General features: G+C 46.9%; 20 protein-coding genes. 13 read left to right on the top strand and 7 right to left on the bottom strand.

Annotation, left to right across the window (positions count from 1 at the left end):
- Positions 1 to 7 precede the first annotated feature (7 nt).
- On the top strand, positions 8 to 1,366 hold the full coding sequence (locus MHB56_RS13115) for an aspartate aminotransferase family protein (RefSeq protein WP_248548948.1): 1,359 nt from the start codon (positions 8 to 10) through the stop codon (positions 1,364 to 1,366).
- Here the strand turns inward: MHB56_RS13115 and MHB56_RS13110 are convergent.
- Positions 1,341 to 3,029, bottom strand: a complete 1,689-nt coding sequence (locus MHB56_RS13110; RefSeq protein ID WP_076181983.1) for a PucR family transcriptional regulator — start codon at positions 3,027 to 3,029, stop codon at positions 1,341 to 1,343. The two genes, MHB56_RS13115 and MHB56_RS13110, sit on opposite strands and share 26 nt — an antisense overlap.
- 318 nt (positions 3,030 to 3,347) lie before the next feature.
- On the opposite strand from MHB56_RS13110, the gene MHB56_RS13105 reads away from it, so the two are divergent.
- From MHB56_RS13105 to MHB56_RS13090, 4 genes are read left to right on the top strand one after another with little or no spacing between them, the layout of a single operon-like run.
- Complete coding sequence (locus tag MHB56_RS13105; protein ID WP_341143652.1) at positions 3,348 to 4,739, top strand: NAD(P)-dependent oxidoreductase; 1,392 nt, start codon at positions 3,348 to 3,350, stop codon at positions 4,737 to 4,739.
- 44 nt (positions 4,740 to 4,783) lie between these two features.
- Positions 4,784 to 6,073 carry an NAD-dependent dihydropyrimidine dehydrogenase subunit PreA gene (gene preA, locus MHB56_RS13100; RefSeq protein WP_076099706.1) on the top strand — a complete coding sequence of 430 codons (1,290 nt, stop codon included), beginning with the start codon at positions 4,784 to 4,786 and terminating at the stop codon, positions 6,071 to 6,073.
- 2 nt (positions 6,074 to 6,075) lie between these two features.
- Entirely contained in the window at positions 6,076 to 7,503 is a 1,428-nt protein-coding gene (gene hydA / locus MHB56_RS13095; protein WP_076219130.1) for a dihydropyrimidinase, read from the top strand.
- The gene (locus MHB56_RS13090) at positions 7,503 to 7,754 is read left to right on the top strand and encodes a hypothetical protein (RefSeq protein WP_076278289.1); all 252 of its coding nucleotides are present in this window, start codon (positions 7,503 to 7,505) and stop codon (positions 7,752 to 7,754) included. Before hydA ends, MHB56_RS13090 begins: the two co-directional genes overlap by 1 nt.
- A 269-nt stretch (positions 7,755 to 8,023) precedes the next feature.
- Here MHB56_RS13090 and MHB56_RS13085 read toward each other — a convergent pair whose 3' ends face one another.
- Positions 8,024 to 8,542, bottom strand: a complete 519-nt coding sequence (locus MHB56_RS13085) for a GNAT family N-acetyltransferase (RefSeq protein ID WP_340033780.1) — start codon at positions 8,540 to 8,542, stop codon at positions 8,024 to 8,026.
- Positions 8,543 to 8,723: 181 nt separating this feature from the next.
- On the opposite strand from MHB56_RS13085, the gene MHB56_RS13080 reads away from it, so the two are divergent.
- Positions 8,724 to 9,341 carry a TVP38/TMEM64 family protein gene (locus MHB56_RS13080; RefSeq protein WP_036682051.1) on the top strand — a complete coding sequence of 206 codons (618 nt, stop codon included), beginning with the start codon at positions 8,724 to 8,726 and terminating at the stop codon, positions 9,339 to 9,341.
- A 59-nt stretch (positions 9,342 to 9,400) separates the two neighbouring features.
- Entirely contained in the window at positions 9,401 to 10,312 is a 912-nt protein-coding gene (locus tag MHB56_RS13075) for an aldo/keto reductase (protein ID WP_076179216.1), read from the top strand.
- Between the two features lie 12 nt (positions 10,313 to 10,324).
- Here the strand turns inward: MHB56_RS13075 and MHB56_RS13070 are convergent, their stop codons facing one another.
- From MHB56_RS13070 to MHB56_RS13055, 4 genes are all read right to left on the bottom strand, one after another.
- Entirely contained in the window at positions 10,325 to 11,836 is a 1,512-nt protein-coding gene (locus tag MHB56_RS13070) for an aminotransferase class V-fold PLP-dependent enzyme (RefSeq protein ID WP_341143651.1), read from the bottom strand.
- A 125-nt stretch (positions 11,837 to 11,961) separates the two neighbouring features.
- Complete coding sequence (locus MHB56_RS13065) at positions 11,962 to 12,438, bottom strand: DsrE/DsrF/DrsH-like family protein (protein WP_036682046.1); 477 nt, start codon at positions 12,436 to 12,438, stop codon at positions 11,962 to 11,964.
- Positions 12,439 to 12,558: 120 nt separating this feature from the next.
- Entirely contained in the window at positions 12,559 to 12,876 is a 318-nt protein-coding gene (locus tag MHB56_RS13060; RefSeq protein WP_076124017.1) for a hypothetical protein, read from the bottom strand.
- A gap of 54 nt (positions 12,877 to 12,930) precedes the next feature.
- Positions 12,931 to 13,554, bottom strand: a complete 624-nt coding sequence (locus MHB56_RS13055) for an acetate uptake transporter (RefSeq protein WP_036682044.1) — start codon at positions 13,552 to 13,554, stop codon at positions 12,931 to 12,933.
- Positions 13,555 to 13,889: 335 nt separating this feature from the next.
- Between MHB56_RS13055 and MHB56_RS13050 the strand changes: the two genes are divergently transcribed.
- The 4 genes from MHB56_RS13050 to MHB56_RS13035 all read left to right on the top strand — a co-directional run bounded on the left by MHB56_RS13050 (position 13,890) and on the right by MHB56_RS13035 (position 17,770).
- Complete coding sequence (locus MHB56_RS13050) at positions 13,890 to 14,807, top strand: prenyltransferase (RefSeq protein WP_036682043.1); 918 nt, start codon at positions 13,890 to 13,892, stop codon at positions 14,805 to 14,807.
- 35 nt (positions 14,808 to 14,842) lie between these two features.
- The gene (locus MHB56_RS13045) at positions 14,843 to 15,619 is read left to right on the top strand and encodes a DUF6081 family protein (protein ID WP_341143650.1); all 777 of its coding nucleotides are present in this window, start codon (positions 14,843 to 14,845) and stop codon (positions 15,617 to 15,619) included.
- Between the two features lie 38 nt (positions 15,620 to 15,657).
- Positions 15,658 to 16,611, top strand: coding sequence for a 1,4-dihydroxy-2-naphthoate polyprenyltransferase (gene menA / locus MHB56_RS13040; protein WP_076219134.1), 954 nt, complete (start codon positions 15,658 to 15,660; stop codon positions 16,609 to 16,611).
- A gap of 163 nt (positions 16,612 to 16,774) precedes the next feature.
- Positions 16,775 to 17,770, top strand: a complete 996-nt coding sequence (locus tag MHB56_RS13035; RefSeq protein ID WP_341143649.1) for a Gfo/Idh/MocA family protein — start codon at positions 16,775 to 16,777, stop codon at positions 17,768 to 17,770.
- Positions 17,771 to 17,858: 88 nt separating this feature from the next.
- Here MHB56_RS13035 and MHB56_RS13030 read toward each other — a convergent pair whose 3' ends face one another.
- Positions 17,859 to 19,214, bottom strand: a complete 1,356-nt coding sequence (locus MHB56_RS13030; RefSeq protein WP_036682429.1) for a dicarboxylate/amino acid:cation symporter — start codon at positions 19,212 to 19,214, stop codon at positions 17,859 to 17,861.
- Positions 19,215 to 19,570: 356 nt separating this feature from the next.
- Here MHB56_RS13030 and MHB56_RS13025 point away from each other — a divergent pair, with 356 nt between their 5' ends.
- Both MHB56_RS13025 and MHB56_RS13020 read left to right on the top strand, forming a co-directional pair.
- Complete coding sequence (locus MHB56_RS13025) at positions 19,571 to 20,341, top strand: hypothetical protein (protein WP_340941127.1); 771 nt, start codon at positions 19,571 to 19,573, stop codon at positions 20,339 to 20,341.
- A gap of 73 nt (positions 20,342 to 20,414) precedes the next feature.
- Positions 20,415 to 24,143 carry an S-layer homology domain-containing protein gene (locus MHB56_RS13020; protein WP_340941125.1) on the top strand — a complete coding sequence of 1,243 codons (3,729 nt, stop codon included), beginning with the start codon at positions 20,415 to 20,417 and terminating at the stop codon, positions 24,141 to 24,143.
- The last annotated feature ends 573 nt before the right edge of the window (positions 24,144 to 24,716 follow it).

The following is a 24,716-nucleotide window of genomic DNA, read 5'->3' as shown; positions in this document are numbered from 1 at the left end:
AAATGTTATGCAGAGTCTGGGGAATGATAGTGAGCTTGCGGTGAAGAAGGATCAGAAATATTTATGGCACAACATTACACCTTATAGTGAAAAGAATCCGCCTATGATTGCCGCCTCGGCAAGTGGGTCGTGGATTACGGATATACAGGGCAATCAATTTTTGGATGGGATGTCTGGCTTGTGGTGTGTAAATGTGGGATACGGGCGCAAGGAGCTGGCGGAAGCTGCTTACAATCAATTGCTGGCCCTGCCATATTTTCCTCTGACACAAAGTCATCTCCCGGCGATTGCGCTGGCGGAGAAGCTGAATGAGTGGCTCGGAGACGATTATGTGATCTTTTTTTCCAATAGTGGATCGGAAGCCAATGAGGCTGCTTTCAAAATGGCCCGCCAGTACCAGCAGCAAATCGGCCAGCATTATCGCCATAAATTCATTGCCCGTTATCGTGGGTACCATGGCAGTTCACTTGGGGCATTATCTGCAACGGGCCAGGCCCAGCGCAAATATAAATATGAACCGTTGGCAGGTGGTTTTCTGCATGTAGCTCCCCCGGACAGCTATCGCCGCCCGGCTGGGATGACTGTGGAAGAATTCAATCTCCAGTGTGCACAGTCCATAGAGGATATGATCATCTGGGAAGGCGTGGAGACGGTAGCTGCGGTGATTATGGAGCCTGTAATTACGGGTGGTGGCGTCATTGTACCGCATCAGGTTTATTTGGATCGGGTGCAGGAAATCTGCCGTAAGCACGGTGTGTTGCTCATTATGGATGAGGTGATTTGTGGATTCGGACGTTCTGGACGTAAGTTTGGTCATCACAACTTTAATGTGAAGCCTGACATCGTAACGATGGCTAAGGGACTGACTAGCGCTTATCTTCCTCTATCTGCCACTGCTGTTCGTAAGGATATCTATGAGGTATTTAAGGACAATAGCGATGACTATGGGCATTTTCGCCATGTGAATACTTTTGGTGGTAACCCTGCTTCCTGTGCGCTGGCGCTGCGTAATCTGGAAATTATCGAGCAGGAGAAGCTGGTGGAACGTGCGGATCTTTTAGGTAAAAGAATAAATACAGAATTTACTGAGCTGCTTGATCACAAGCTTGTAGGTGATGTCCGCAGCTTTGGTTTGGTGACAGGGATTGAGCTGGTTGAAGACAAGGTCAGTAAGAAACCGGTTGATCTGAATATTGTGAAGGGGATTATTGCCGAATGTAAGTCCAAGGGGCTTATCATCGGTAAAAATGGCGATACCGTAGCTGGGTTCAACAACGTGCTTACCTTCGCCCCGCCGTTATCCTCCACGGATGAAGATATAGAATTTATTATCGATACCTTTAAATCTGTGCTGAACGGGGGCTAGGTAAAGTGATTTTGTCTGGATATAGAAATTGGTAAGCGCGCAGGGCGACTTGAATGGAGATCCGATTCTCTGGCTGCATGAAGTCTTCACCCAGTAGCTCTGTTATTTTGTCCAGGCGATAATAAAGGGACTGTCTGACAATGAATAAGTTTCGAGCGGCAATTTGTTTGGAACCATCATGATCCAGATAAACACGAAGGGTAAGCAGCAGCTCGCTGCCTTTGGTTTGGTCATGGTCGATTAGCGGGCCGAGATAACTGCGAATGAAGTTCTGCAACGTTTTTCCGTCGTTTAAGCTCAACAGCAGCTGGAATACACCGAGCTCTTCATAGAAGAGTAGTGACTTCTGGTAACAGGAGTATAACGACAATGCCTGTAGGGCTTCCTGATAACCGGAATAGGCTCGTTTTAGGCGCTTATGCGATTTGCTGACTCCAATGACGAGCTGCAAATCCTTGAGCTTCTCATCGGAGCGGATGTTCTGCAGGGCTTCAAGTGCTTGTTGAAGTCGCATTTTTCCAGGCATTTTCGATTGGATGTCAAGGGCGATGACGGTGAGGCGATTGTTCTTAAGGGTGATCAGTGGACGTAAAGAATATTTCTCAAAGATGGAACGCAGGATGAGCGAGAGGTGGAAGGTGATGGACTCCCATTCGTTCTCTGAGCTGTTCCATTTTACATCTCTGGGGTTCTTGATCTCTATAAGGCATACACGGTAAGGGAGCTCGTTGACTACGTTGAAATTAGAGCCGATCAGGCCCTTTAAGCGGTTATCATCTTCGATGCGGCCATTGATCAGCTCGTCGACCCATAGATTTTCTGAAAAAAGCTTACGCTCCTCCATATACCGCGTCCGCAGCAGCTCTTGTGCAATGGACAAAGAGGCGGAATCCAGCAGCAGACAGTCGAACTCCTGTGGTTTGTGATTGCATACCATCAGAATGTAAGCCCAGGTCTGATCCAGCGCACCTACAGGCTTGAGCGCGATGGTCTTCTGTCCATATTCCCGGATATAGGGGGCAACGTCAGGTTGAATTCCTTCCAGCTCGTCGCCGAAGGCGGTGAAAAAATTCAGCAATGGAGCCTGCTCTTCCGGCGGAAGTGCCGGAAAAAATAAGGGTTTGCCTTGCAGCTGCATATAGACAATTTGTGTGCGGGTACTTTTGCACAATAATTGCAGCACTTTCAGCGTTCCTTGTGAAGTTAAGGTCAGGCGGTGGAATTCACGTGAGATTTTTTCAAGTTCTTGGAGCATCCGGTGATGCCGGTTAATGATAATCGAGTGAAGATCCAACGTGATATCTACGAAACGAACCGTGCGGGTGAAGATGATTAGCGGAAAGTCATGCCTGTCGGCTAAGTCGATCATCTCTTGCGGGATGGTGCTGAAATACGTACCTAACTCAATACATAGGCAAGCTGCATTTTTGTCGATCAGGTTCTGCATAAACTCCAAGGAGGAAGGGAGATCGACACTTGCACCAATCCCCGTAGTCAAAATCATTTCTTCGCCATGAATCAGAGTCTCGAAGTTGGCACTTTCCAGTACATGCACCCAGCGAATGGCACGGCTTAGGCCGCTTTTCCCACCGATCACCTCGGCTTCTGCGAATAGTGGTCTTTTTAAAGCGTCACGAATGGTTAATACAAGCTCCCAGTCCATAGTTACTCCCCCTCGATCTTCTGCGCTCTGGCCTTCGGCTAACGCCCTGTTATTCTCAGCCTATTCTCACACGTAAAAAATACAGTTTTGAAATTAGACAAAGTGTCTAATGCAACGAAAATTCGAAATGACTATAGTTTGATTAACGGATGTCAGTATATATAACCTAATCAGGAAGAACGTTGAGAGATAATTTCTGCTAATGCTTATATTACTACAATAAATTAAAGATGTAAGCAAAATATTCAGACAAAACTTGAAATAATGTTATATTATATAACACAAATATGAAAAATTACCCATAAGGAGGGACTAGTGATGGAGCATTCATTTCCGTTAACAGCATTTACACCTGATATGTTCATGCGCAATTTCGCCGAGGCTGAGCCGCCTCTGACCCATAAGGGTGCCCTGGATGAGTCCAATCGCTGTCTATATTGCTACGATGCCCCCTGTATAAAAGCGTGTCCGACCAGCATTAATATTCCCTCCTTTATCAAACGGATCGCTACTGACAATTTGAAAGGCTCGGCACAGACGATTATGGATTCCAATCCTGTGGGTGCCAGTTGTGCTCGTGTTTGTCCTACAGATGAGCTGTGTGAAGGAGCCTGTGTGTTAAATGATGCCTCGGCGCCGATCCAAATCGGACTGCTGCAGCGTTATGCGACAGATTGGGCGATGAACAGCGGAGTTCAATTATTTAAGGCTGGCACCCCTAATGGGAAAAAGGTAGCCGTAATTGGTGGTGGTCCTGCGGGATTGTCTGCGGCTAGGGAGCTCGCCCGTGAAGGTTTTGCTGTTGTGATCTACGAAGCAAAGGCGTTAGCGGGAGGGCTGGATACACATGGGATTGTATCGTTTCGGCTCCCGCAGTCTGTATCTCTTTGGGAAGTAGAGCAGGTAGAGAAGCTGGGTGTGGAAATACGTACAGGTGTAAAAGTCGGAGTGGATGTTTCTGTAGATGAGCTGAAGTCGAATTATGATGCTATCGTTTTGGCAGCGGGTATGGGATATGTGCCTCCAATAGGGATTGAAGGTGAAAAAATGGCTGGAGTTTATGACGCTATTGCGCTTGTAGAATCTACTAAGACGGGCATTCCTCTGCTAGAGCTGATGGGTCAGCGGGTCGCTGTCATTGGGGCAGGGAATACGGCTATTGATGCAGCGACTTGCTCAGTGCGGCTGGGAGCCACCAATGTGAAAATGGTCTACCGCCGGACCCGCGAAGAGATGACGGCATATGACTTTGAATATGAATTCGCGAAGCAGGAAGGTGTGGAGTTCAGCTGGCTTACCTTACCGAAACGTATCGTGGGTGATGAGCTTGGGAATGTAACCGCACTGGAATGTGTGCAGATGAAGCTGACGGAGGAGCTGGGCAAAGATGGGCGTCCAATACCTATGCCGATCGAGGGTTCTGAGTTCTTGATTCCTGTTGATACGGTTGTAATAGCTATTGGTCAAAAGCGTCGTCTGGATCTAATAGATTCCTTAGGTCTTATGCATGACCGTGGGGTTGTTAAGGTGGATGAGGTCACCTGCCAAACCTCCGATCCGCAGATTTATGCCGCTGGGGACATTATTTTTGGTTCAGGTAAGGGTGAGGCCATGGTTGTGTCAGCGGCACAGCAGGGAAAAGATGCAGCCCATGCGATTGTTAAACAATTCTCAGGCCAGCAGGAGGTCGTTGTTAGATCAGCGGGCTGAGCGTAGAAGTCAAATTGGATTTTACATGACAGGGAGGGAACATCATGGCAGATTTAAGTATTAATCTCGCAGGAATCAAATCACCGAATCCGTTCTGGCTGGCCTCCGCGCCGCCTACGAATACAGGTTATCAAGTGCAGCGGGCCTTTGAAGCAGGTTGGGGCGGTGCGGTGTGGAAGACGCTCGGCGATCCGATCATTAATACCTCATCGCGTTTTGCGGCAGTAAATTTCAATGGGCAACGGGTTGCGGGCTTTAACAATATTGAACTGATCACCGACCGTCCGCTTGAAGTTAATCTGAAGGAAATCTATGAAACGAAAAAAAGATTCCCTAATCATGCGATTATAGCCTCCCTGATGGTAGAACCAACGCAGCATAAATGGCATGAGATTGTTAAGCGGGTAGAGGATGTGGGTGTAGACGGCCTGGAACTTAATTTTGGTTGTCCGCACGGGATGGCTGAGCGTGGAATGGGTGCTGCTTCGGGGCAGCAGCCTGATCTGGTGCAGGCACAGACCACCTGGGTAAAAGAAGTTGCAACGACCCCGGTGATTGTGAAGCTGACGCCTAATATTACGGATATCACCGTCGTTGCCCGCCATGCGGTTAAGGGTGGAGCAGACGCGATTAGTATGATCAACACGATCAACAGTCTTGCTGGTGTAGATATTCATAGCTGGAACACAATTCCGAATGTTGGGGGTCAGGGTGCACATGGCGGTTACTGCGGGCCGGCTGTGAAACCAATTGCGCTTAGTATGGTGGCCGAGTGTGCCCGTGACCGGGGAGTAGGCATTCCTATCTCCGGTATTGGAGGGATTTCGACCTGGCAGGATGTTGTTGAATTCATGCTGATGGGTGCTACGGGCATTCAAGTATGTACAGCGGTCATGCATCATGGCTTCCGGATTGTGGAGGAAATGATCGATGGACTGAACAACTATTTGGATGACAAAGGTTTGGCTTCCGTAACAGAGTTAATCGGTAAATCGGTATCCCGTTACTCCAACTGGGGTGATCTGGATCTCAACTATAAGGTTGTTGCCCGTATTAATGAGAACAACTGCATCAACTGTAATAAATGCCATATTGCCTGCGAAGATGCTTCACATCAGTGTATTGATATGTTAACTAATGCAGATGGGAAAGCTATTCTACAGGTCCGCGAGGAAGATTGTGTAGGTTGTAATCTTTGTTCTATTGTCTGTCCAGCAGACGGCGCGATCGATATGGTTCCAGTGGATACCGGGGCAGCTCCACTGACCTGGAATCAGCGGCAGAAAGTGATCGGCAGTTTGAATGGCACCTATTCGGAAGTGGAGGTGGTTTAAGGATGAAAAAGATTATTAAAAATGGCATCATCGTTACCGCAGCAGATACTTATACAGGCGATGTGGCGATTGAAAACGGGGTTATTACGGAGATTGGCCTTCATTTGGATGTCCCTGGTGCGGAAATTATAGATGCCTCGGGGTGTTATGTTTTTCCTGGAGGCATTGATCCTCATACCCATCTGGATATGCCTTTTGGCGGCACGGTTACAGCTGATGATTTTGAGACGGGAACTATTGCGGCTGCATATGGCGGAACGACCACAGTCATTGATTTTTGCTTAACCACCAAAGGACAACCGCTACAGCAAGCCGTAGATACATGGCATCATAAGTCGCAGGATAAAGCGGTGATTGATTACAGCTTCCACCTTATGGTCTCAGAATTAAACGATAAAGTACTGGGTGAGCTTCCGGAGATAATTGAGAATGAAGGCATTACCTCGCTCAAAGTATTTATGGCTTATAAGAATACTTTTCAGGCGGATGACGGCACACTTTTTAAGACCCTTCAAGCTGCGAAAAAAGAAGGTGCACTCGTTATGGTGCATGCGGAAAATGGAGATGTCATTGAATATCTTGTTGAGCAGGCCTTGGCCGCAGGCAACACTGATCCGATCTTTCATGCGCTGACCCGCCCGCCGGAGCTGGAGGGTGAAGCTACGGGACGCGCAGCTTATCTAACCGAACTAACAGATTCTCAGCTGTATGTTGTACACGTGACCTGTGCGGAAGCCGCTTGGAAGATTGCTGAAGCGCGTAAAAAGGGACTGCGCGTTTACGGCGAGACTTGTCCACAGTATTTAGTACTGGATCAGACAGCGCTGGAAAAGCCTAATTTCGAAGGTGCTAAATACGTGTGGTCTCCGCCCCTGCGTGAGCAGTGGAATCAGGATGTTTTGTGGGATGCGTTATGGAGCGGCAGCTTGCAGACGATTGGCTCTGACCAGTGCTCGTTTGATTTCAAAGGACAAAAGGATCTGGGGCTGGGCGATTTCTCCAAAATCCCGAACGGTGGGCCGACCATTGAGGACCGGTTTACAATTCTATATTCGGAAGGTGTGCAGAAAGGCCGGATCTCATTGAACAAATTCGTAGACATTATTGCTACCTCTAGCGCCAAGCTGTTTGGATTGTATCCGCAAAAAGGCACGGTCGCAGTAGGTAGTGACGCTGACCTGGTCATTTTTGATCCTTCTGTAGAAAGAACCCTTTCTGCGGATACGCACCATATGAACGTAGATTATAATGCGTTTGAGGGCTTTGAAGTGAAGGGAGAGCCTGTTTCTGTTCTCAGTCGAGGCGAATTTGTTATTCGTGACAAACAATTTGTCGGCAAAGCAGGTTCGGGAAAATATTTGAAACGCAAACGTTTTGCAGCGGAGGCTCCTCTTCCTTCTAAGGCAGAAATCAGCGGAGGTGTTGTCTAGTGTCTGCTTTTGCGGAATATGCCAAAGAACAGCAGGAGATTGATGGGCTGCTTTTTAAAGGATATACGATTGCCGGCATCCAAGAGGGTTTGGACGGTGCCCGAATAAAGTTTGTCAGAGGGGAGCCGGCTAAAAGCTCGGTAGAGCTGTTACTACTCACAGCGGATGCCCGTAAGTACGTGACAACCCTTGTGGTTGCGGGGCTGAGGGCGGAAGGTGAGCAGGCGGGTTGTTACAGTGGAGAGGTTTGAGGGAAATGGAATTGAAAGCTGAGTAGTGAGCCTGCGCAGGATAGGGGGCCTACTGCTCGGCTTTTTATTGTGCTCCTGAAAGGGGGCGAGGAAATAAATTCCCTGAAAATAGCCGATTATCATCGCGGCATACACTTTTGGGGAAAACCTCCCTAAAAATTACTGAAATACGCCGATTTTGCTCAAATTCGCTGAATATTAGGGAAGTTTTCCCTGATTTGCAGTTATAGGCACCTGAAAGACCAAAGATCAGGGAGGATTTCCCTAATCTATTTCTGTCGCTGCTGCTCACGCTCTATATACTCATACCGTAATATGGACATGATATGCAGAGATTCAAAATGTCCCTCAACCTTCATACAATCACGTAGAGTCCCTTCCAGTGTAAAGCCACAGCTTTCATAGACATGGCGAGCCCTGTGGTTGTGATCTCTAACATCCAACCATAGCCGATGCGTCTCGGTGTGCTGGAAGATCCAGTCGCTCACGAGACGAAGCGACAGTTTGCCATACCCAAAGCCCTTGGAATGGATGACGATTCGTTTAATACAAACGGTAAGATGAATATCTTGAAGTCCTGTTACGATGATATAGCCGACTCTTTTCCCGGACCTCTCCCAAATTGTAAGATGCAGGATATCTGGATCATGGATAGCCGTAATGTGCTCCTCTTTACTCCACTGTCCGATATAGGCACGATTAAGCTCACTTTGTTCAATGGCTAGAACGAACGCTAAATCCTGCTCGGTGGTAGTTTGTAGATCCAACATTTCTGAATGAATGATCATAACCTTATACCCCCCGTCTAATATGTATTTTTGTCTATAGTAACGAAGAATTTTCTCCCTGTCATTTAATTAGTCCCTGTTGCTCACTCTATATTGGCGGCACTGTAGGAATGAACGTAACTTCGTGTATAATTGAGACCAAGTGTTAAGAATTCCAATCGGATGAGGAGATCAGCTGGTTATGTATTTTCTTGATATTATGTCTTGGCTGACAGAGGATAATCTGCGGCATCTGCTTGAACAATATCGTTCGTTTGGGCCCTTTCCGGGCATTGCGTTAACGTTTATGAAATCATTTATACCACCACTGCCAACTATTGCGATCGTAGGGTTAAATGGGGCCGTATATGGTTTATGGTTAGGTTTTTTGTATTCTTGGATCGGTCTGGTTGCAGGCTGTGTGACTACCTTTTGGATTATCCGCAAAGTAGCCTCCCATCGTTATTTACGAAAGTGGGCAGCGCGGCCCAAAGTAGCCAAAAGCATGACGTGGGTGCGGCAAAGCGGATTTAGCTATGTTTTTCTGCTTAGTATATTTCCGGTAGGACCTTTTGTTGTGATTAATATGGCAGCGGGGCTTGCCGGGATGAGGTTCCGTTCGTATCTTCTTGCGCTCACGGTAGGCAAAGCGATTATGGTATTCGCAGTTTCATACATTGGCAACGATCTGGAACGTTTCATTCGCCAGCCGTGGGAGATTATCTATGTTCTGTTGTTTATCGGGCTGTCGTTATGGGGAGTCAAAGCCATCGAAGCGCGTTTTGCTAGAACAGCACAGGATGGGAACAAGATAGCTTAGCATAGAGTCAGAATTAACTTGAATCCCTAAATTTAAATAGAATAAAGGAGGAAATGATGATGAAATATCGTAAGCTTGGCAGTACAGGAATGAATGTCTCGGTGATTGGCCTAGGGACTTGGCAGTTTGGCGGAGAGTGGGGCAAGGATTTCACTCAGGTTGAAGTCGATGCCATGCTGGATAAGGCTGGAGAGCTGGGTATTAATCTGATTGATACGGCAGAATGTTACGGAGATCACTTGTCGGAGAAGTTCATCGGGGATTATCTGGCGCGCCGCAAACGCGAGGACTGGGTTGTAGCTACGAAATTTGGCCATCATTTTCAGGGGCATTTGCAGCGGGAACAGCTATGGCGTGCTGAGGATGTGCTTAAGCAGCTGGACGACTCCCTCCGCGCACTCCAAACAGAGTATATTGACCTCTATCAATTCCATTCCGGAACGGATGAGCAATTCGATAATGATAAGCTGTGGAGTATGCTCGACAGACAGAAGCAAGCCGGCAAAATCCGTCATTTGGGCGTGTCGATCAGTGCATCCGGCTCGGGGGTGCACCAGACCTCTGCGGCAGCGGATGTGCAAGCAGAGGCCATACAAGTAGTATATAATCGGCTGGATCGTCAACCTGAAGAAGAGATTCTTCCGCTGTGCATCGAGCATCAATTAGGTGTGTTAGCTCGCGTTCCGTTAGCCAGTGGTTATTTGAGCGGCAAGTATAAGCCAGATGCGGTTTTTGCTCAGGGTGATGTGCGAGCTAACCATAAAGAGGATGTAAGACAAAAACAGCTGCGTGCAGTAGCAGAAATTGCTGCCAATGAAGTGCCATCAGGTCTGGATATGGCGCAGTGGGCTTTGGCTTGGTGCCTCCAGCATTCCGCAGTAACCAGTGTAATTCCGGGCTGCAAAAATGTAGAACAAGTTATCTCCAATGCCAGTGCTGCCGATTTGGACATGGTGAAGGGCAATGTGTGATAAGTTAGATTGTTACATGGTGAAGAGTTCTTGGAGCTTCATCTCGGGTGAATGCTGCGCGTAGATATGATTCCAGCTGTTCGTGGAAGTGTCGTAAAGGTAGTCCTGCTTCCATTGCTGGACATGGGTCGCAATACTCCTTACAGCGGATACAATTCTCTCTACTTCCTGATTATTCATAATGGGATGTAGGGAGATGCGAATCCACCCTGGTCTGAAGGATTGGTCGCCGCTCATGATCGCTCCGGCAATCTGAGCGGATTGCGTCCACCCTAATCCAAGCAGGTAATGTCCGTATGGACCTGCACAAGAGCAGCCGCCTCGAGCTTGTATGCCGAAACGGTCATTCAACAGCTGAACAGCGAGGTTGTAATGGATATCACGAAGTGTAAAAGAGACGATTCCATGGCGTTCTGTATGATCTCCGGCCAGCAGCGAGCATTCCGGAATGCTGCGGAGTCCTGCCATTAATTCCTGACACAGCTCGTGTTCTCTAATCACCATATATTGACCGTTTCCATTCATCTGCTCCTTCAGCTTCACGCAAAGTGCCGTGCGAAAAGCCTGTAAAAACCCCGGTGTTCCCCCGTCTTCCCGCATCTCAATCGCATTAGTGTAGCGGCGTCCTCCCCAAGGGTTGACCCAGGCTACTGTACCTCCACCCGGTTCGTCAGGAATACGTCCATTGCTCAGCGCTTCATCAAAGATTAGAACGCCATTTGTGCCCGGCCCACCCAGAAATTTATGTGGAGAAAAAAAGATCGCATCAAGCTTCTCCATTGGGGAAGGCGGGTGCATATTGATAGGCTCGTAGGGAGCACTGGCGGCAAAATCCACAAAGCATACGCCCCCATGACGATGCATAGTAGCCGCTAGCTTTGCGTAAGGCGTCTGAATTCCAGTCACATTAGAACAGGCTGTAAATGAACCAATCTTGAAACGGCGATTGGGGTACAGTCGCAGCTGGTCTTCAAGCTGTTGAGGGTCAATATTTCCGTCCTTTCCGGCGGGAATGGTAACGACGTCACCAAGTCCCTCCTGCCAAGGAAGAATATTGGAATGATGCTCCATATGGCTGGTGAAGATAACGGGGCGGTCTTCCAGTGCACGGTTATTATGTTCCTGTAGCCATTCCGGGAGCCTTAATCCCATGATACGCTGTAGCTTGTTCACGGCTCCTGTTGTTCCATTGCCGCAGAAGAGCAGTACATCCTGAGGGCCAGCATTTACATGGTTCTTAATGATTTGGCGAGCTTCATTATAAGCCTGCGTCATGATTAGTCCAGTGGTGTTGGAATCTGTATGTGGATTGCTGACGTAGGGACCGAAGGCTTCCTGCAACTTGCGTTCGATCGGTTCATATAAGCGCCCGCTTGCGGTCCAATCGGCATACAGAAGCGGCTGTCTGCCATAGGGGGTGTTGATTTGATGCCGAATGCCGATGGTGTGACCACGAAAAGTATCAAAATGGTCTTGTAATGAAGCGGGCGTCTCTGCAGTAGAGGCGTGGATGATGTTTAGCACGGATATTCCCTCCAGCCCGTACGCCGTCAGTGCTAAGTTAATGGGGTGTGTTTTCGGCGTGCCAGTAGTTTCTATGGCAACAGTATATGCCTGCATGGGGGATTGGGTTAAAGCCTAGTCACACTTTAAATAAATAACTGTACATCACTTTCTAAAGCATCTTTTAAATATGCCGCAGCATCGATGATTTCGACCTCTGGCAGCAGTTCCTCGGGCTTAAAGCCCATGATCTCCACAGAGAGCTTGCAGGCATAGAATTTGATGTTTTTTTTACGAGCCCCTTTTAGAAAATGAATCAGCTTCGGTGCGCCTTGTTCCTCCATCATTTCCTCCAGCATCATTCGTCCCAGCCCGCTAAAGTTCAGATGAGAGAGCGGCAGCTGCCCAGGGCCCTTCGGTGTAATAACATCCATCAGCTTCTCGTAGATACTCTTGTCCTCAAGAGTCATTTTCTCCGGATCACGCACCAAAAATAGACCCCAGAATGAAAAAAACATAGTAACCTCGACATCGATATCTCTTGCGGCATTTGCTAGGATCAGTCCAGCCATCGCTTTGTCGTATTCCCCACTGAACATTAGCAGATTGATTTTTTTACTCACCCTGATAATCCTCCCGTTACTTTTATTAGAATGTCATTAGTATGGTTGTGATGGGGAGAACTATGCGAAGAAGCTTTCTGAAATTATAAAAAAAGCCCCCTTTCGGGAGCTTGAGATTTACTAATGTACTTCAGGATCTTTAGATTCTGGGCCTGCATTGCGACTGATGTCGTAATAACGGGCGGACAGCCAAATAGCTCCGGTAAATAACACGATGAGTCCAAGGACGATAGAAAAGCGCCAATCGCCTGCTTTAAAATTCAACTGAAGCACCGTTAGTACTAGTGAAACTTGGGTCCAAACCAGTGTTCTTTTGCGAAAAGCCGCAATATCGCCAACCATCTTCGGGATATTCCGAATGATCAGGTAGGCAATAACTGCGAGAATAAGGGCGAAAATAGCAGTTACCGCTAATTCAGAAGAGGACAGGACATGCATAGTCTCAGCATCCTTTCGGCTTGCAAAAGTATTAGTTTCAGATCAGAACAATTTCTATTTTTTGAAGATGCCCAGCGGAGCTCCAATCGGTAAGAAGCTGCGGCCGAAATGAGCGTTTAGCACGGATGCTCCACATCCGTAAAGGGACACGATACCAATACCAAGCTCAGCACAAGCAGCTAGCTTATGGAAGAATTCTGGAGCGATCCCAAAGGAATCAAAGGTTAGTCCGATAAAGAGAAAATCTATCAATACAAAAATGATAAGCAGAACTCTATTTGCCTCAACGGCACCAATCGTCATAAAGAGTGTGAAGATCAAGTAACCCAGAAATACAAATCCGAGCTGCTTAGGATCTACAGCCTCCGCAAGCGTTGGACCAAATACGCCAAGCTTGATTAGCCAGCTGCTAGCCATGCCGAACCAAAAGAAAGCGTAGGCGCCAAAGGCAGTCATACCAAAGGTATTGTTGTGCTTAGCATCCTGAATGGCGGCGAATAGCTGCGCGAATGCTCCCAGGAAGATAGCCCAAGGAATAACGTAGCTAAGTCCTGTTGTAAATTCAAGCTTCTGTGAAGAAGCGACCAATGTGACAATAGCCAGTCCGAATAGCCCGATGGCGCTAGGGTCGGCAGTGACGATTTTGACAGATTGGGTGTTAGGGGATTGCGCTGACATGACAGTAAAAGCCTCCATTATTATATATAGTTTTACGCTCTTAAAAACAGCCCGTAAGGGGTGCTGTTCATAGGCTTGCCTATCATATCATATCGGTATGTGCTTGCCTATAAAACAACACTCATTTTTTGTCGTAAAATAGGGGTCCTGCGTGAAATAAGGAATTGTTTACATTTTTATCTTCCATTATCAAGATACTTAACCAAACAAACGGAAGTATTATGTCAAGAATAGACATTATATGCAGTGATAATCTTCACAATCTATTGAAAATTGATGTATAATAGTCAGTGATAATTATTATCAAATCATATGAAAAAGGCGGTAAGCTTGAAGTGAACAAATGGACATTATTTACCAAGGCGACCCGGTTTTGGAGTTTTTCTGTTATGCTCATCCCGATTGTTTTGGGGACCGTTGGGGCATATGTATGGGAAGGGACATTCCATCCGGTTTTATTTATTCTTACCTTAATAGGGGCGATTTCGGCGCATTTGTTCTCCAATATGGTGAATGATCTGTGGGACTTCCGCAACGGAACCGATACAGAAGCAAAGAATTCCGCTGGTGAAATCAGCACAAACTCCGGGCTACTGACAGGTGGGATCCTCTCGGAGTCTTTTTATGCAAGGATGACCTGGAGTATGCTGGCGATTGCCCTTATCTGTGGTGGGATTCTTAGTATATATAGCGGTTGGAATATCCTTTGGTTTGTACTTGTTGGTGCTTTAATCGCTTATTTCTATGTGGCTCCGCCACTGCGTTATGGCTATCGCGGCAAAGGTTATAGTGAGATGGCCATTTTTATTGCTTTTGGGATTATGCCTGTATTAGGCTCCTATTTCGTACAAACCGGTCAGTTTAGCATGAAGCCTGTAATTCTCTCGCTGCCTGTCGGATTTTTAACTACATTATTGTTGTTTAATCACCATTTCCTACATTGGAAAGCGGATGAGCAGGCGGGTAAGCTTACGCTTGTTGTAGTATGGGGAGAACAAAAGGCACTTGTATTCTCACGTGTACTTCTTTTTACTGGTTACGCTTCGGTGATAGTCTGTGTGCTGTTGGGTGTACTTCCTGTTTACGCACTGCTGGCGCTGGTTACAGCTTTCTGGCCGCTGCGCATTTACAGTAGTCTGAAGCAACATAATGCTTCGCCGGCTTATATCCCGCTGATGGGTGCTTCACAAAAAGCCTCCGTACGCTGCGGAGTAGTAATGGCAATAACTTTATTAATTCAAGGCTTGATCTGATACTAATAGATGGACTACAGAAGGAGTGAGCTTTCATGGAAAAGAAGGACAAGGAATTGACGGCAGAAGAACAACAAGTTAAAGGCAATCGCATGGTTCTTGGGGATTTCCACTCCATTTTAGAAGAAGGAAAGGTCTGGAAGACGGGTGGATTTACACTGCCTGACGGATCATTTTGGGCTTACCGTGAGCCGGAGGCTGTAGTTATCGTTCGTAATGATACCTTGTATGTACGTGTGAAGTTATCTCGTGAGAACCATCAAGTGCAAATTCTGGACAATGCCAAGCACATGTATTATTCAGCCAAGCCAGTGGAGATTCCGGAAGCTGGAGAGATTAGCATTGAGCTGCAAATTCGTTGCCGTACACAAGGAACTGCACCTGGAGATCTGTATGATGGATATGTATCGCTGAACCTGCTGGATTTCACGACAGGCGCTGCGCTCGATTTCTTCGCGGGAAATGACAAATATGCTAGTGTATATGGTATTTTGCCGTTCCCGGGTGTACAAGTGCCAGAAAGCACTGGAACGAAATATTTCTGCATCTTTAAAGAAGATACGGATTTCAAACCACGGGAATTCAATACGTACCGTATTACCTATCACCGTGGCAATGATGAGGCTGTATTCTATTTGAACGGCAAGGAAGTACGCCGCGAGAAAAATATACCGCTTAAATTCAATAACTTCACTGTAGCGCTCGGAATTATGACAGAGAAGGATCTGAGTCCTGAAGGCAGTGTGTCTGTACATGGACAAACAGTTATTGCAGAATGGTCCCCGGTGACGGTTACAACAACTGAACAGTAATGCCTTGCAGGCTCATTTGACAGATAAGGGTGTATGGTGTGAATATTAAAAGCTTTCTAAGATTTGTGGAGCTGCCGACGAAGGTAGCCAGTATTATTCCGTTTCTAATGGGAACGTTGTATGCCCTGTACCGGTTTGAGGATTTTTACGTATTGCGTTTTGGATTGATGTTCGTGTCTTTGCTTAGCTTCGATATGGCGACGACGGCGATTAACAACTATTACGATTTCAAAAAAGCCTCCAAAACCCACGGCTACGGCTACGAAACGCATAATCCGATTGTTCATTTTAAGCTAAAAGAGCGCACCGTCGTGGCGACGATTGTTATTTTGCTGGCGCTGGCAGCAGGGGGCGGGATTGCGCTTGTCACTCAGACGGGTTTGCTGGTCTTTTTGCTGGGTGGACTGTCGTTCTTGATCGGTATACTTTATTCGTTCGGGCCGATTCCCATCTCGCGTATGCCGTTAGGTGAGCTGTTTTCGGGTTTGTTTATGGGCTTTGTTATTATTTTTATCTCTGCCTATATCCATACGGATGAGCATGTGGTTTCACTGCTGCTTCAGAACGGCTGGGTCAGCTTGAATATCAACATCGTGGAAGTGCTGTACCTTTTCTGGTTTTCCGTGCCCGCTATTTTGGGGATCGCAGGGATTATGCTCGCTAATAATATTTGTGATATTGATGAGGATGTGGAGAATCGCAGGTACACGCTTCCGGTGTACATTGGCCGCCGCAATGCGCTTGTGCTTTTTAAATATCTCTACTATGTCTCTTATCTGGATCTTGTAGTGCTGCTGATCTTAGGGATTAATCCTATTCTGGTTCTGTTGATTCTACTTACGCTGATCCCGCTTCGCCGAAATATTGCCTTGTTCACAGAGAAACAGGAGAAGGCGAGTACCTTTATTCTTGCCGTCAAAAACTTCGTATTGATGAACCTTGCGCGTATAGTTGTGCTGGGTGCGGCTGTGCTGTTAAATGCACTAATATAAACATTCATATTTTATAAAAAAGCAGTGTCTATCGGGGTTGGAGCTCCTTTTGGCACTGTTTTTTTGCAATTTGCAGGCTTCTTTCTGTTAGAGAAACGTTTCATTCTATGATAAGGTGGCTTTAAGTATAGTAAGTAATCTATAAGGAAGAAGGTTAGCAACGATGGTGCAAAAACTTCGCTGGGGAATCATGGGCTGTGCGCAGATTGCGACAGGTTCAGTGATGCCGGCTATAATGGATTCGGAGACGGGAATGATTACAGCGGTAGCCAGTCGCGGTTTAGAAAAAAGCAGCGCTGTAGCCGCAGAGTTCGGAATAGATAAAGCTTACGGCAGCTATGAGGAATTACTGGCGGATAAGGATATTGATGCGGTGTATATTCCACTGCCAAATCACCTCCATCGGGAATGGGTAATCCGTGCGGCGGAAGCTGGCAAACATATCTTATGTGAGAAACCGATCGCGCTGAACAGTGAAGAAGCGGCTGAGATGGTAAAAGCTTGTAATGATGCTGGAGTTCATTTGGCAGAAGCTTATATGTATCGGCATCATCCTCGGATTGCGGAATTGCAAGAGATTATAGCTAGTGGTGAAATTGGCGAATTACGCTCCATTCGAGGCACTTTTACTTATAATGACGCTACAGACACCTCTAATATTCGCTTTAAATCCGCTTGGGGCGGCGGCTCGCTTTATGATATCGGCTGTTATCCGCTTAGTGCAGCACGACTGCTGTTCGGAGCTGAGCCGGAAGCCGTGACAGTACAGGCAATGTTCTCTCCGAAGCATGACAATGTAGATATGATGGCTTCAGGGCTGGTAGAGTTTCCGAAGGGGCTAAGCCTGATTTTTGATTGCGGGATGTGGGCATATAACCGCCAGCTGTTAGAGATTCTGGGGACCGATGGAATGATTGAAGTGCCTATGCCTTTTAATGCTAGAGATGAGGACGCTGAATTTTTTGTGCATACGGGAGAAGGGGTAAGACGGGTTGATGCCACCGGGGCGAATCCCTATACACGGGAGGTCGATGATTTTGCCGCCGCAGTATTTACAGGAAAAAAATTATTTGCACCTGAGGATGCAGTGCTGGGCATGCAATTGATCGAGACTTGTCTAGCCTCTGCTAAAAAGCGGGAAAGAATTAGTATGCTCTAAGAAGATGAATCCAATAGGAATCTATGCAAAAAAAACCTCCGGGCGCTCTGCTTTACGCAGCTTCCGGAGGTTTTTACAGTTTCAGCTTTTAAACGGTGCTCAAGAGAATATCATCGTCATCATTGCTATTAAACGCTTCGCGGTCAAATTCACCTTCGGAATTAGCTACTAACAGAGCTGTTACAGCTGTTCCAGTTGCGTTTACTGCGGTACGGCCCATATCGATGAGCGCTTCAACACCTGCAACGATAGCGATTCCTTCAAGCGGAAGGCCGAGAGCAGTTAAGACTACCGTGGTCGATATTACGGCAGGTCCAGGTACGCCAGCTACACCAATGGAAGAAATAATACTTACTAATACCAGTGTAATATAGTCGGTCCAGTTCAGATCAATACCGAATACTTGGGCGGTAAATACAGCCACAATAGCTGGCCAAATCCCACCGCACGCATTAAAGTTCACAGATGCCCCTAACGGTGCGATAAAGCTCGCGATCCGCGGGGAGACATGAAGCCGCTTCGTAATCACTTCGAGATTGACAGGAAGGGTTGCGTAGCTGCTTCTGGTTGTGAAGGCAACGGTAATGGTTGGATACACTTTGCGGAAGAAACGAATTGGATTCACCTTCGCTACTAATAGAACCAATCCGCCAAAGATAAGTACAAAATGTATAATCATTGCTACGTACGAGGTTATAATTACACTGCCTAGCTCCTGCAATGTCTCCCAGCCATAACGTGCGGTGATTCCGGCAATCAGTGCGAATACGCCATAAGGCGTCAGGCGAATTATGAATTTCACAACCTGATGCAGTATCAGTGTCAGGGATTCAATAAGATCACGTACAGGCTTGACGGCTTCCGGTTTCTTGGAGCCAATCTTGATTATAGCCACTGCTAGGAAGATCGCGAAAATGAGTAGAGGCACAACCTTACCCGTAGCTGCTTCATTAACAGGGTTAGAGGGAACAAGATCGAGGATAACCTGGGAGAAGGTCGGGATTTCACGGGCTGCAAAATCTGCGGGTACATCTTGTTGTATACCTTGGCCGGGATTGAACAGCAGCGCAACGGATAGGCCGATAATAGAAGCGATGCCAGTTGTTCCGAGGAACCAGGCGAAGGTTTTGATCCCGATTTTGCGTAGATACTCCAGATTGGTTAAGGAAGAAATACTGTTTAATACGAGTACGAATACTAAAGGAATGACGAGCATGCGGATCAAGCTGACATAAATGCTGCCGAATGTGCTAATAGCTTTGGTCTCTAAATCGAAGTACTGAAAGAATATACCGGCAATAAGTCCGATGCCAAGTCCGATGAGTACCCGGGTACCAAATCCAATTCGTTTACGTGCCAGTAGAAACAAAATTGCAAACACAAATATGGAGGCGACAAATCCATACCAGTTCGTTTCGATGGCGGATAATAAGTTGTTATCTATGTTCACTACCAATACCCCCTTAAACCTAGTTTTTTAATGTGATTAATCCTATTGAGATCAATCTATATAGAATTTATAGTAAAGTCAATGTAATTATATGTTAAAAATAATCAATTCCGATAAAAACCATGTGAAAAATAAAAATTGATTGACAAGGCACTATGGCATGAATAATATGGAACTTAATCACAAGCCAATTGGAATCGACTGGACAGCCGGAGATTCAACGAAAGACGCGTAAATTGCGTCCCGTTGAGTCTCTTTTTTTTTACTTTAGAGAAGGGAGAGTTACGGATTTAAGGTACAAGAATGTAGTGAAGGGGTTTCTTATTTTATTTGAAAAGGATGGTACACATATGAAAAAGCTTTCGATCTCTTTGGTTGCCGCCGCTATCGTCTTCTCCGCATTGACGTATGCCGCGGTATCCGCTAACAAAAAAACAGCAGAGGCAGCACCCATTCAAGAGAGTAGTAATACAGCAGTAACCGCAGCAGCTTTACCAGCAGCTACTTCTGCGGCAGCAGTTGTTGTTCAGCCAGAAGCTACTGCAGCTCCTGTAACAGAAGCTGTCCAGCCGGAAGCTTCGGCTCCAGCAGCTGAGACAGTCACGGCAGAAGCTACTGCGGCTCCAGCCGCAGCTGTTGATTCTGCGGCGAAGGTTGTGGCTTCAGCAGCTCCAGAAGCGGTTGCAGCTCAGCCTAAAGCAGCTGCATCCCCGGCTGCGGACACCGCTAAGACGGCAACAGCTGCAACAACGGTATCTGCATCTGTTAAACCGCAAACCAGCGCAGCAACGCCTGCGCCAACTGCTGCGCCTACGACTGCTCCAAAAGCAAACGTAACCGCTAAAGCCGTTCAGCCGACCACCGCTCCTGTTGTATCTGAACAGCCTAAGGAAACCGCAGCTCCCGTAGCAAAAGCAACGGAGACACCTTCCAAAAAAGCTATAACCTTCTCTACCACAGAGGTAGTTAAGGCGACCCCGGCTCCGGTAGTTGAGTCTTCTCAACCGAAAACATCGTCTTCTGCACCTGCATCCACGGTCAGCGCACCAGCTCCTGCTCCAGCGGAAACGGTTCAGGCACCCGCACCGGCACCAGCCGCTGAGGAAGAGGTTTGTCCTTGATGAGCAGCAGGCTCATTCAGGATTCCTTTCAGCCCATTCTTCCCATAAACCTATTTAAGGCGAGGTGCACATAATGATACGACCATTAACCTTCAAAAAAATTGTAACGCTGCTGCTGGCAGCCTCCCTGCTAATCCTGCCTACTCAGGCAGGAAGAGCTTATGCTAATCCGGATACCGCAGAGGCGATAACCTCTTCACAAGGCGGCGTTAACCAGTTTGACTATTTCAGTCATGTCTATGACCGTCTAAATGATGCTAACCATGTATTTAAAACAGCGACGTATGAAGATATCGTTCATCTTTTTGAGAGTGAAGGCACATACGCTGTTCTGGTTGGCGGTGCTTGGAGCGAGAATACACAGGCTGATATCGGCTTTATCAACGAGGCAGCTAAGGAATATGGCATCTCTACGATTTATAACTTTGATACTAAGCTGGACGGGGACACCCTTCAGATTGCAGACAGCAATAATAAATTTGCCTATAAATATGTTGATCTGGTCAACAAGTATTTGAAGAATTTAAATCTGTCTTCCAAAGATGATCCAGAACGCAATGTCAGCTATACCAATAAAAACGGGGAAGTTGTGACTGCTAACAAGCTCGAGTCTCCATTCTTATTGGTATACAACAAGGATCACAAGGATGCACAGGGAAATAGTGCTCCTGTCGTATCCTATCTGGATAAGAGCTATTCGTGGAATGAGTTCCTGACGAACGGAACACTTGATGCGGCGAAGGTCAATGCGTATAAAACATCAGTAAGTGAGGTGCTGGGTGCCGCTTCCCGATATGACACTATCGACGAGTCGGCTTATATCAAGGCTGCATTTAATAAGAACTATGAAGGGGAAAATGAGGGCAAACCTACGATCTTCAACGAAGCGGATGGCACGCTTGTTTATGAACATGTGACCTATCATCAGCTGAAGCAAATTTTAGCGAGTGAGGGAAACTATGCGATTTTGTTAGGCGGCTCGTGGTGCCCTAACACGCAAGCGGTGATTAAATATATCAACGAATATGCCAAAAAACATAATATCCATAAGATCTACTTCTTCGACACTAAGCTGGATGCTGGTGTGACCGTTGCTGAGCCTAATAACAACAGCGGCACTAAGGGCAGTGCGAATCCGCATAATAATAATGAGCTTCAGATTAGAACCACCAATCATCCGTATGCGCAGCTTTATGTTGATCTGGTTCGTACTTATCTGACCAATATCAAGACCGAAAACAATACAGCTGCTAAACCAACTGTAATTAGTTATGTAGACGGACTTGGAAACACTGTGAGCGGAGACAGACTTCAGGTTCCATATCTGTTCACTTATAACAAGGACAACAAGGATGCAGGAGGCAAAAACACACCGATTCTAGGGCATGTTGAACTTATGTACAGCTGGACGAATATCCAACCGGATTACGTGCAGGCTAATTACCCAATCGGAGCCAGATACAATAACACTACAACAGCGCTGGATAAAATATTCTCCAGACTCGAAGCTGTGCCGGCAGGACTTACGGGTGTAGCACCAACTGCGGCCGACAATAAGGATGGGCAAATTGTAGGCACCAGTTCAGCATTGGAATTTAAGCTTGCTGGAGACGAGGCTTACACCCCAGTTTCGGGATCAGCCATCACAGGGCTTGCACCTGGTGTTTATAAGGTAAGATATGCCGCAACATCGGGCTATCAAGGGCCAACCTCCGCAGCTGGACCTACAATCATTCCTTATAATGCTGGCGAAGACGTAAGTGTGGAAGTTCCTGCTTACACCCATCAACAAGCAGCTCCGATAGGACTGGTAGGCGTAGCCCCTACTTCTGAAGCTAATGATGATGGGCAAATTACGGGTTCAGCGGAAGGACAGGAGTATAAAGGCGTTGGAGAAGCTGATTATAAGCCTGTAACAGGTGTGACTATCACTGGTCTTACTCCGGGCTTCTATAATGTGCGATATGCGGCAAAAGAGGGATACAGCGTTGGTAAAGACGCTACAGTTGAAGTCCCGGCATATGGTGAGCAAGCGGCACCTACAGGATTAGTAGGTGTAGCACCAACCAGTGCAGCTAATGACGACGGTAAAATTATAGGAACTACGAAAGCGCTGGAATATAAGCTGTCTACCGTTACCGATTATGTCTACGCATCAGATGTAGAGATCGTTGGATTGGTGCCGGGTATCTATCAGGTAAGATACGCAGCTAAAGAGGGATTTAACGCGGGTAGAGCAGCAGATGTAATCGTTCCAGCATTCACTGCGGAACAAGCAGCTCCAACTGGGTTACAGGGAGTTTCTCCTACCTCAGCAGCGAACAACGATGGAAGAATTACGGGAACCACGACAGCCTTAGAATATAAGCTGTCGAGTGTAACTAATTATGTGTATGCACCAGATAAAGAAATCACAGGATTAATACCGGGCACGTATCAAGTGAGATACGCAGCCAAAGAAGGTTATAAGGCAAGTCCAGCGACTGACATTGTGGTTCCGGCCTATGTGCCTATTTCAGATCCTGGAACAGGTGGAACAGGTGGATCGGGTGGCAATTCTACACCGAGCACGACTACACCAACACCATCAGCAAGCCCGCAACTGGTTGCTACGGCAACAGCAGGGAATACCGTGAACCTGTCAGCAACAGCGGCAACTAAAACGGATAAAACCACAGGAGTTACTACTGCTACGATCACAAAAGAAACGGCTGCTGAATTTGTGAGTCTCGCTAAGAAGGCAGAAGCTGATGGGAAGAAAGCTGTTCTTGAAATTAAAGTTGCAGCTACTTCGGATACTCAAACAGCTGATCTTATACTTCCAAGAAGCATAATTAATGAGTTAGCCGCCGGAACGAAGGCGGAGATTACCATTGATTATGAGAATGTGGGTACGATTACGTTTGATGCCAAATCATTGGCGAGCATTAGTGCAGCTTCAGATGCCGGAGACATCATTGTTAGAATCGCGAAGGTGTCATTAACGGCAGAAGGCAAGGCTGTTCTCGGAGACAGACCGGTTTATGACTTGTCGGTTATAGCGGGTGAAAGTACGATTTCCACCTTCGGTGGGGGCAGTGTTCGTGTCAGCGTACCGTACGTGCTGCAAGCGGGAGAACGGTCAGATGCAGTTATTGTGTATCACATTAACAGCACTGGAAGCTTGGACAATGTACGTGGAAATTACAATGCCGCCAAGGGAACTGTAGATTTCGTAACCACACATTTCTCCCAATATATTATTGGATATAATCAGGTGAGCTTTGCAGATGTTCCAGAGGCATCATGGTATAGCCATGCAGTAGGTTTCTTAGCAGCACGCAGTATCACATCTGGTACGGATGCTGAACATTACAGTCCGAATGCTGCAATCACTAGAGGGCAGTTCATCGTCTTGTTGCTCAAGGCTTATGACATCACACCGGATGCCATTGCTGCTGATAATTTTGCAGATGCAGGCAATACGTATTATACGAATTATCTTGCTACAGCTAAACGTCTTGGGGTAGCAACGGGTTCGGGAGATAATCAATTCCAGCCAGATATTCAGATCACTAGGCAGGAGCTATTTACACTCTTGTACCGCTCGCTTGTAGCGCTAGGTGAACTGCCATCTGAGAAGACAGCGGCCACGCTTGCCGGCTTTAGTGATGCTGGACAGATCGCTGGTTATGCACAAGAAGCCCTTCAAGCGCTGGTAGAGAGAGGCGTAGTGACCGGAGCGAACGGTAAACTCAATCCGAAAGAAGTCACTACAAGAGCAGAAGCAGCACAGGTTATTTACAATTTGCTATCCAAATAATTAGCCACTAAGACATAGCGGACGTCACATAAGTAGCGTCAACTATGAATGCGGCGACTCGGTTTGGCTAAGACAGCAGAGCAGCGATTCCTCTTTTATTGGAGTATCGCTGCTCTGTTTTTTTGTTTGTTAGCAGGCTGGCTGGTTGCCCTTGCCCTGTCCGCTTGCCCTCATGCCCTCATGCCCGCTTGATTCAGCAGTTCATTCATTATCGGCGCGGCTTTCGGACCCAGATGACGTTAATTCCCACTTTCCAGCCTTTGGGGCATAGTTTCGGACTCCAGCGACGCTATCGCTTTGAAAAAGGTGCGTTTATGGTGTTTTTCATGCTGATAGCGACTATGGGGTCCTTTAGCACTCCAAATGTGGTAAAAAGCCGCGTATAAGGTCAGCTGTGTCCGCTAGCGTGCTCGCTCTCTTACTTATAAATGCTACCCGACCAAACGTACGCTGATCTTAGTCTGGTTTGCTCAAATAAAGGGGGTGCCAACAGCCATTTCGTGGCATCGGTGGTGCGGCCTTTCGCTATAAATCTCTAGTGGGTGGCCTAATGGCCACTCTTTTTTTAACTAG

Source organism: Paenibacillus sp. FSL H8-0315 (genome assembly GCF_038005365.1).
Classification (GTDB): Bacteria; Bacillota; Bacilli; order Paenibacillales; family Paenibacillaceae; genus Paenibacillus_AQ; species Paenibacillus_AQ odorifer.
Note: the sequence above shows the minus strand (reverse complement) of the source record. Positions and strands in the feature narration are given on the sequence as shown.

Bases quoted from the DNA above. Each gene is read 5' to 3' on its own strand.
- MHB56_RS13115 (WP_248548948.1), top strand. From the start codon at position 8: ATGCAGAGTCTGGGGAATGATAGTGAGCTTGCGGTGAAGAAGGATCAG.
- MHB56_RS13110 (WP_076181983.1), bottom strand. From the start codon at position 3,029: ATGGACTGGGAGCTTGTATTAACCATTCGTGACGCTTTAAAAAGACCA.
- MHB56_RS13105 (WP_341143652.1), top strand. From the start codon at position 3,348: ATGGAGCATTCATTTCCGTTAACAGCATTTACACCTGATATGTTCATG.
- preA (WP_076099706.1), top strand. From the start codon at position 4,784: ATGGCAGATTTAAGTATTAATCTCGCAGGAATCAAATCACCGAATCCG.
- hydA (WP_076219130.1), top strand. From the start codon at position 6,076: ATGAAAAAGATTATTAAAAATGGCATCATCGTTACCGCAGCAGATACT.
- MHB56_RS13085 (WP_340033780.1), bottom strand. From the start codon at position 8,542: ATGATCATTCATTCAGAAATGTTGGATCTACAAACTACCACCGAGCAG.
- MHB56_RS13080 (WP_036682051.1), top strand. From the start codon at position 8,724: ATGTATTTTCTTGATATTATGTCTTGGCTGACAGAGGATAATCTGCGG.
- MHB56_RS13075 (WP_076179216.1), top strand. From the start codon at position 9,401: ATGAAATATCGTAAGCTTGGCAGTACAGGAATGAATGTCTCGGTGATT.
- MHB56_RS13060 (WP_076124017.1), bottom strand. From the start codon at position 12,876: ATGCATGTCCTGTCCTCTTCTGAATTAGCGGTAACTGCTATTTTCGCC.
- MHB56_RS13055 (WP_036682044.1), bottom strand. From the start codon at position 13,554: ATGTCAGCGCAATCCCCTAACACCCAATCTGTCAAAATCGTCACTGCC.
- MHB56_RS13045 (WP_341143650.1), top strand. From the start codon at position 14,843: ATGGAAAAGAAGGACAAGGAATTGACGGCAGAAGAACAACAAGTTAAA.
- MHB56_RS13035 (WP_341143649.1), top strand. From the start codon at position 16,775: ATGGTGCAAAAACTTCGCTGGGGAATCATGGGCTGTGCGCAGATTGCG.
- MHB56_RS13025 (WP_340941127.1), top strand. From the start codon at position 19,571: ATGAAAAAGCTTTCGATCTCTTTGGTTGCCGCCGCTATCGTCTTCTCC.
- MHB56_RS13020 (WP_340941125.1), top strand. From the start codon at position 20,415: ATGATACGACCATTAACCTTCAAAAAAATTGTAACGCTGCTGCTGGCA.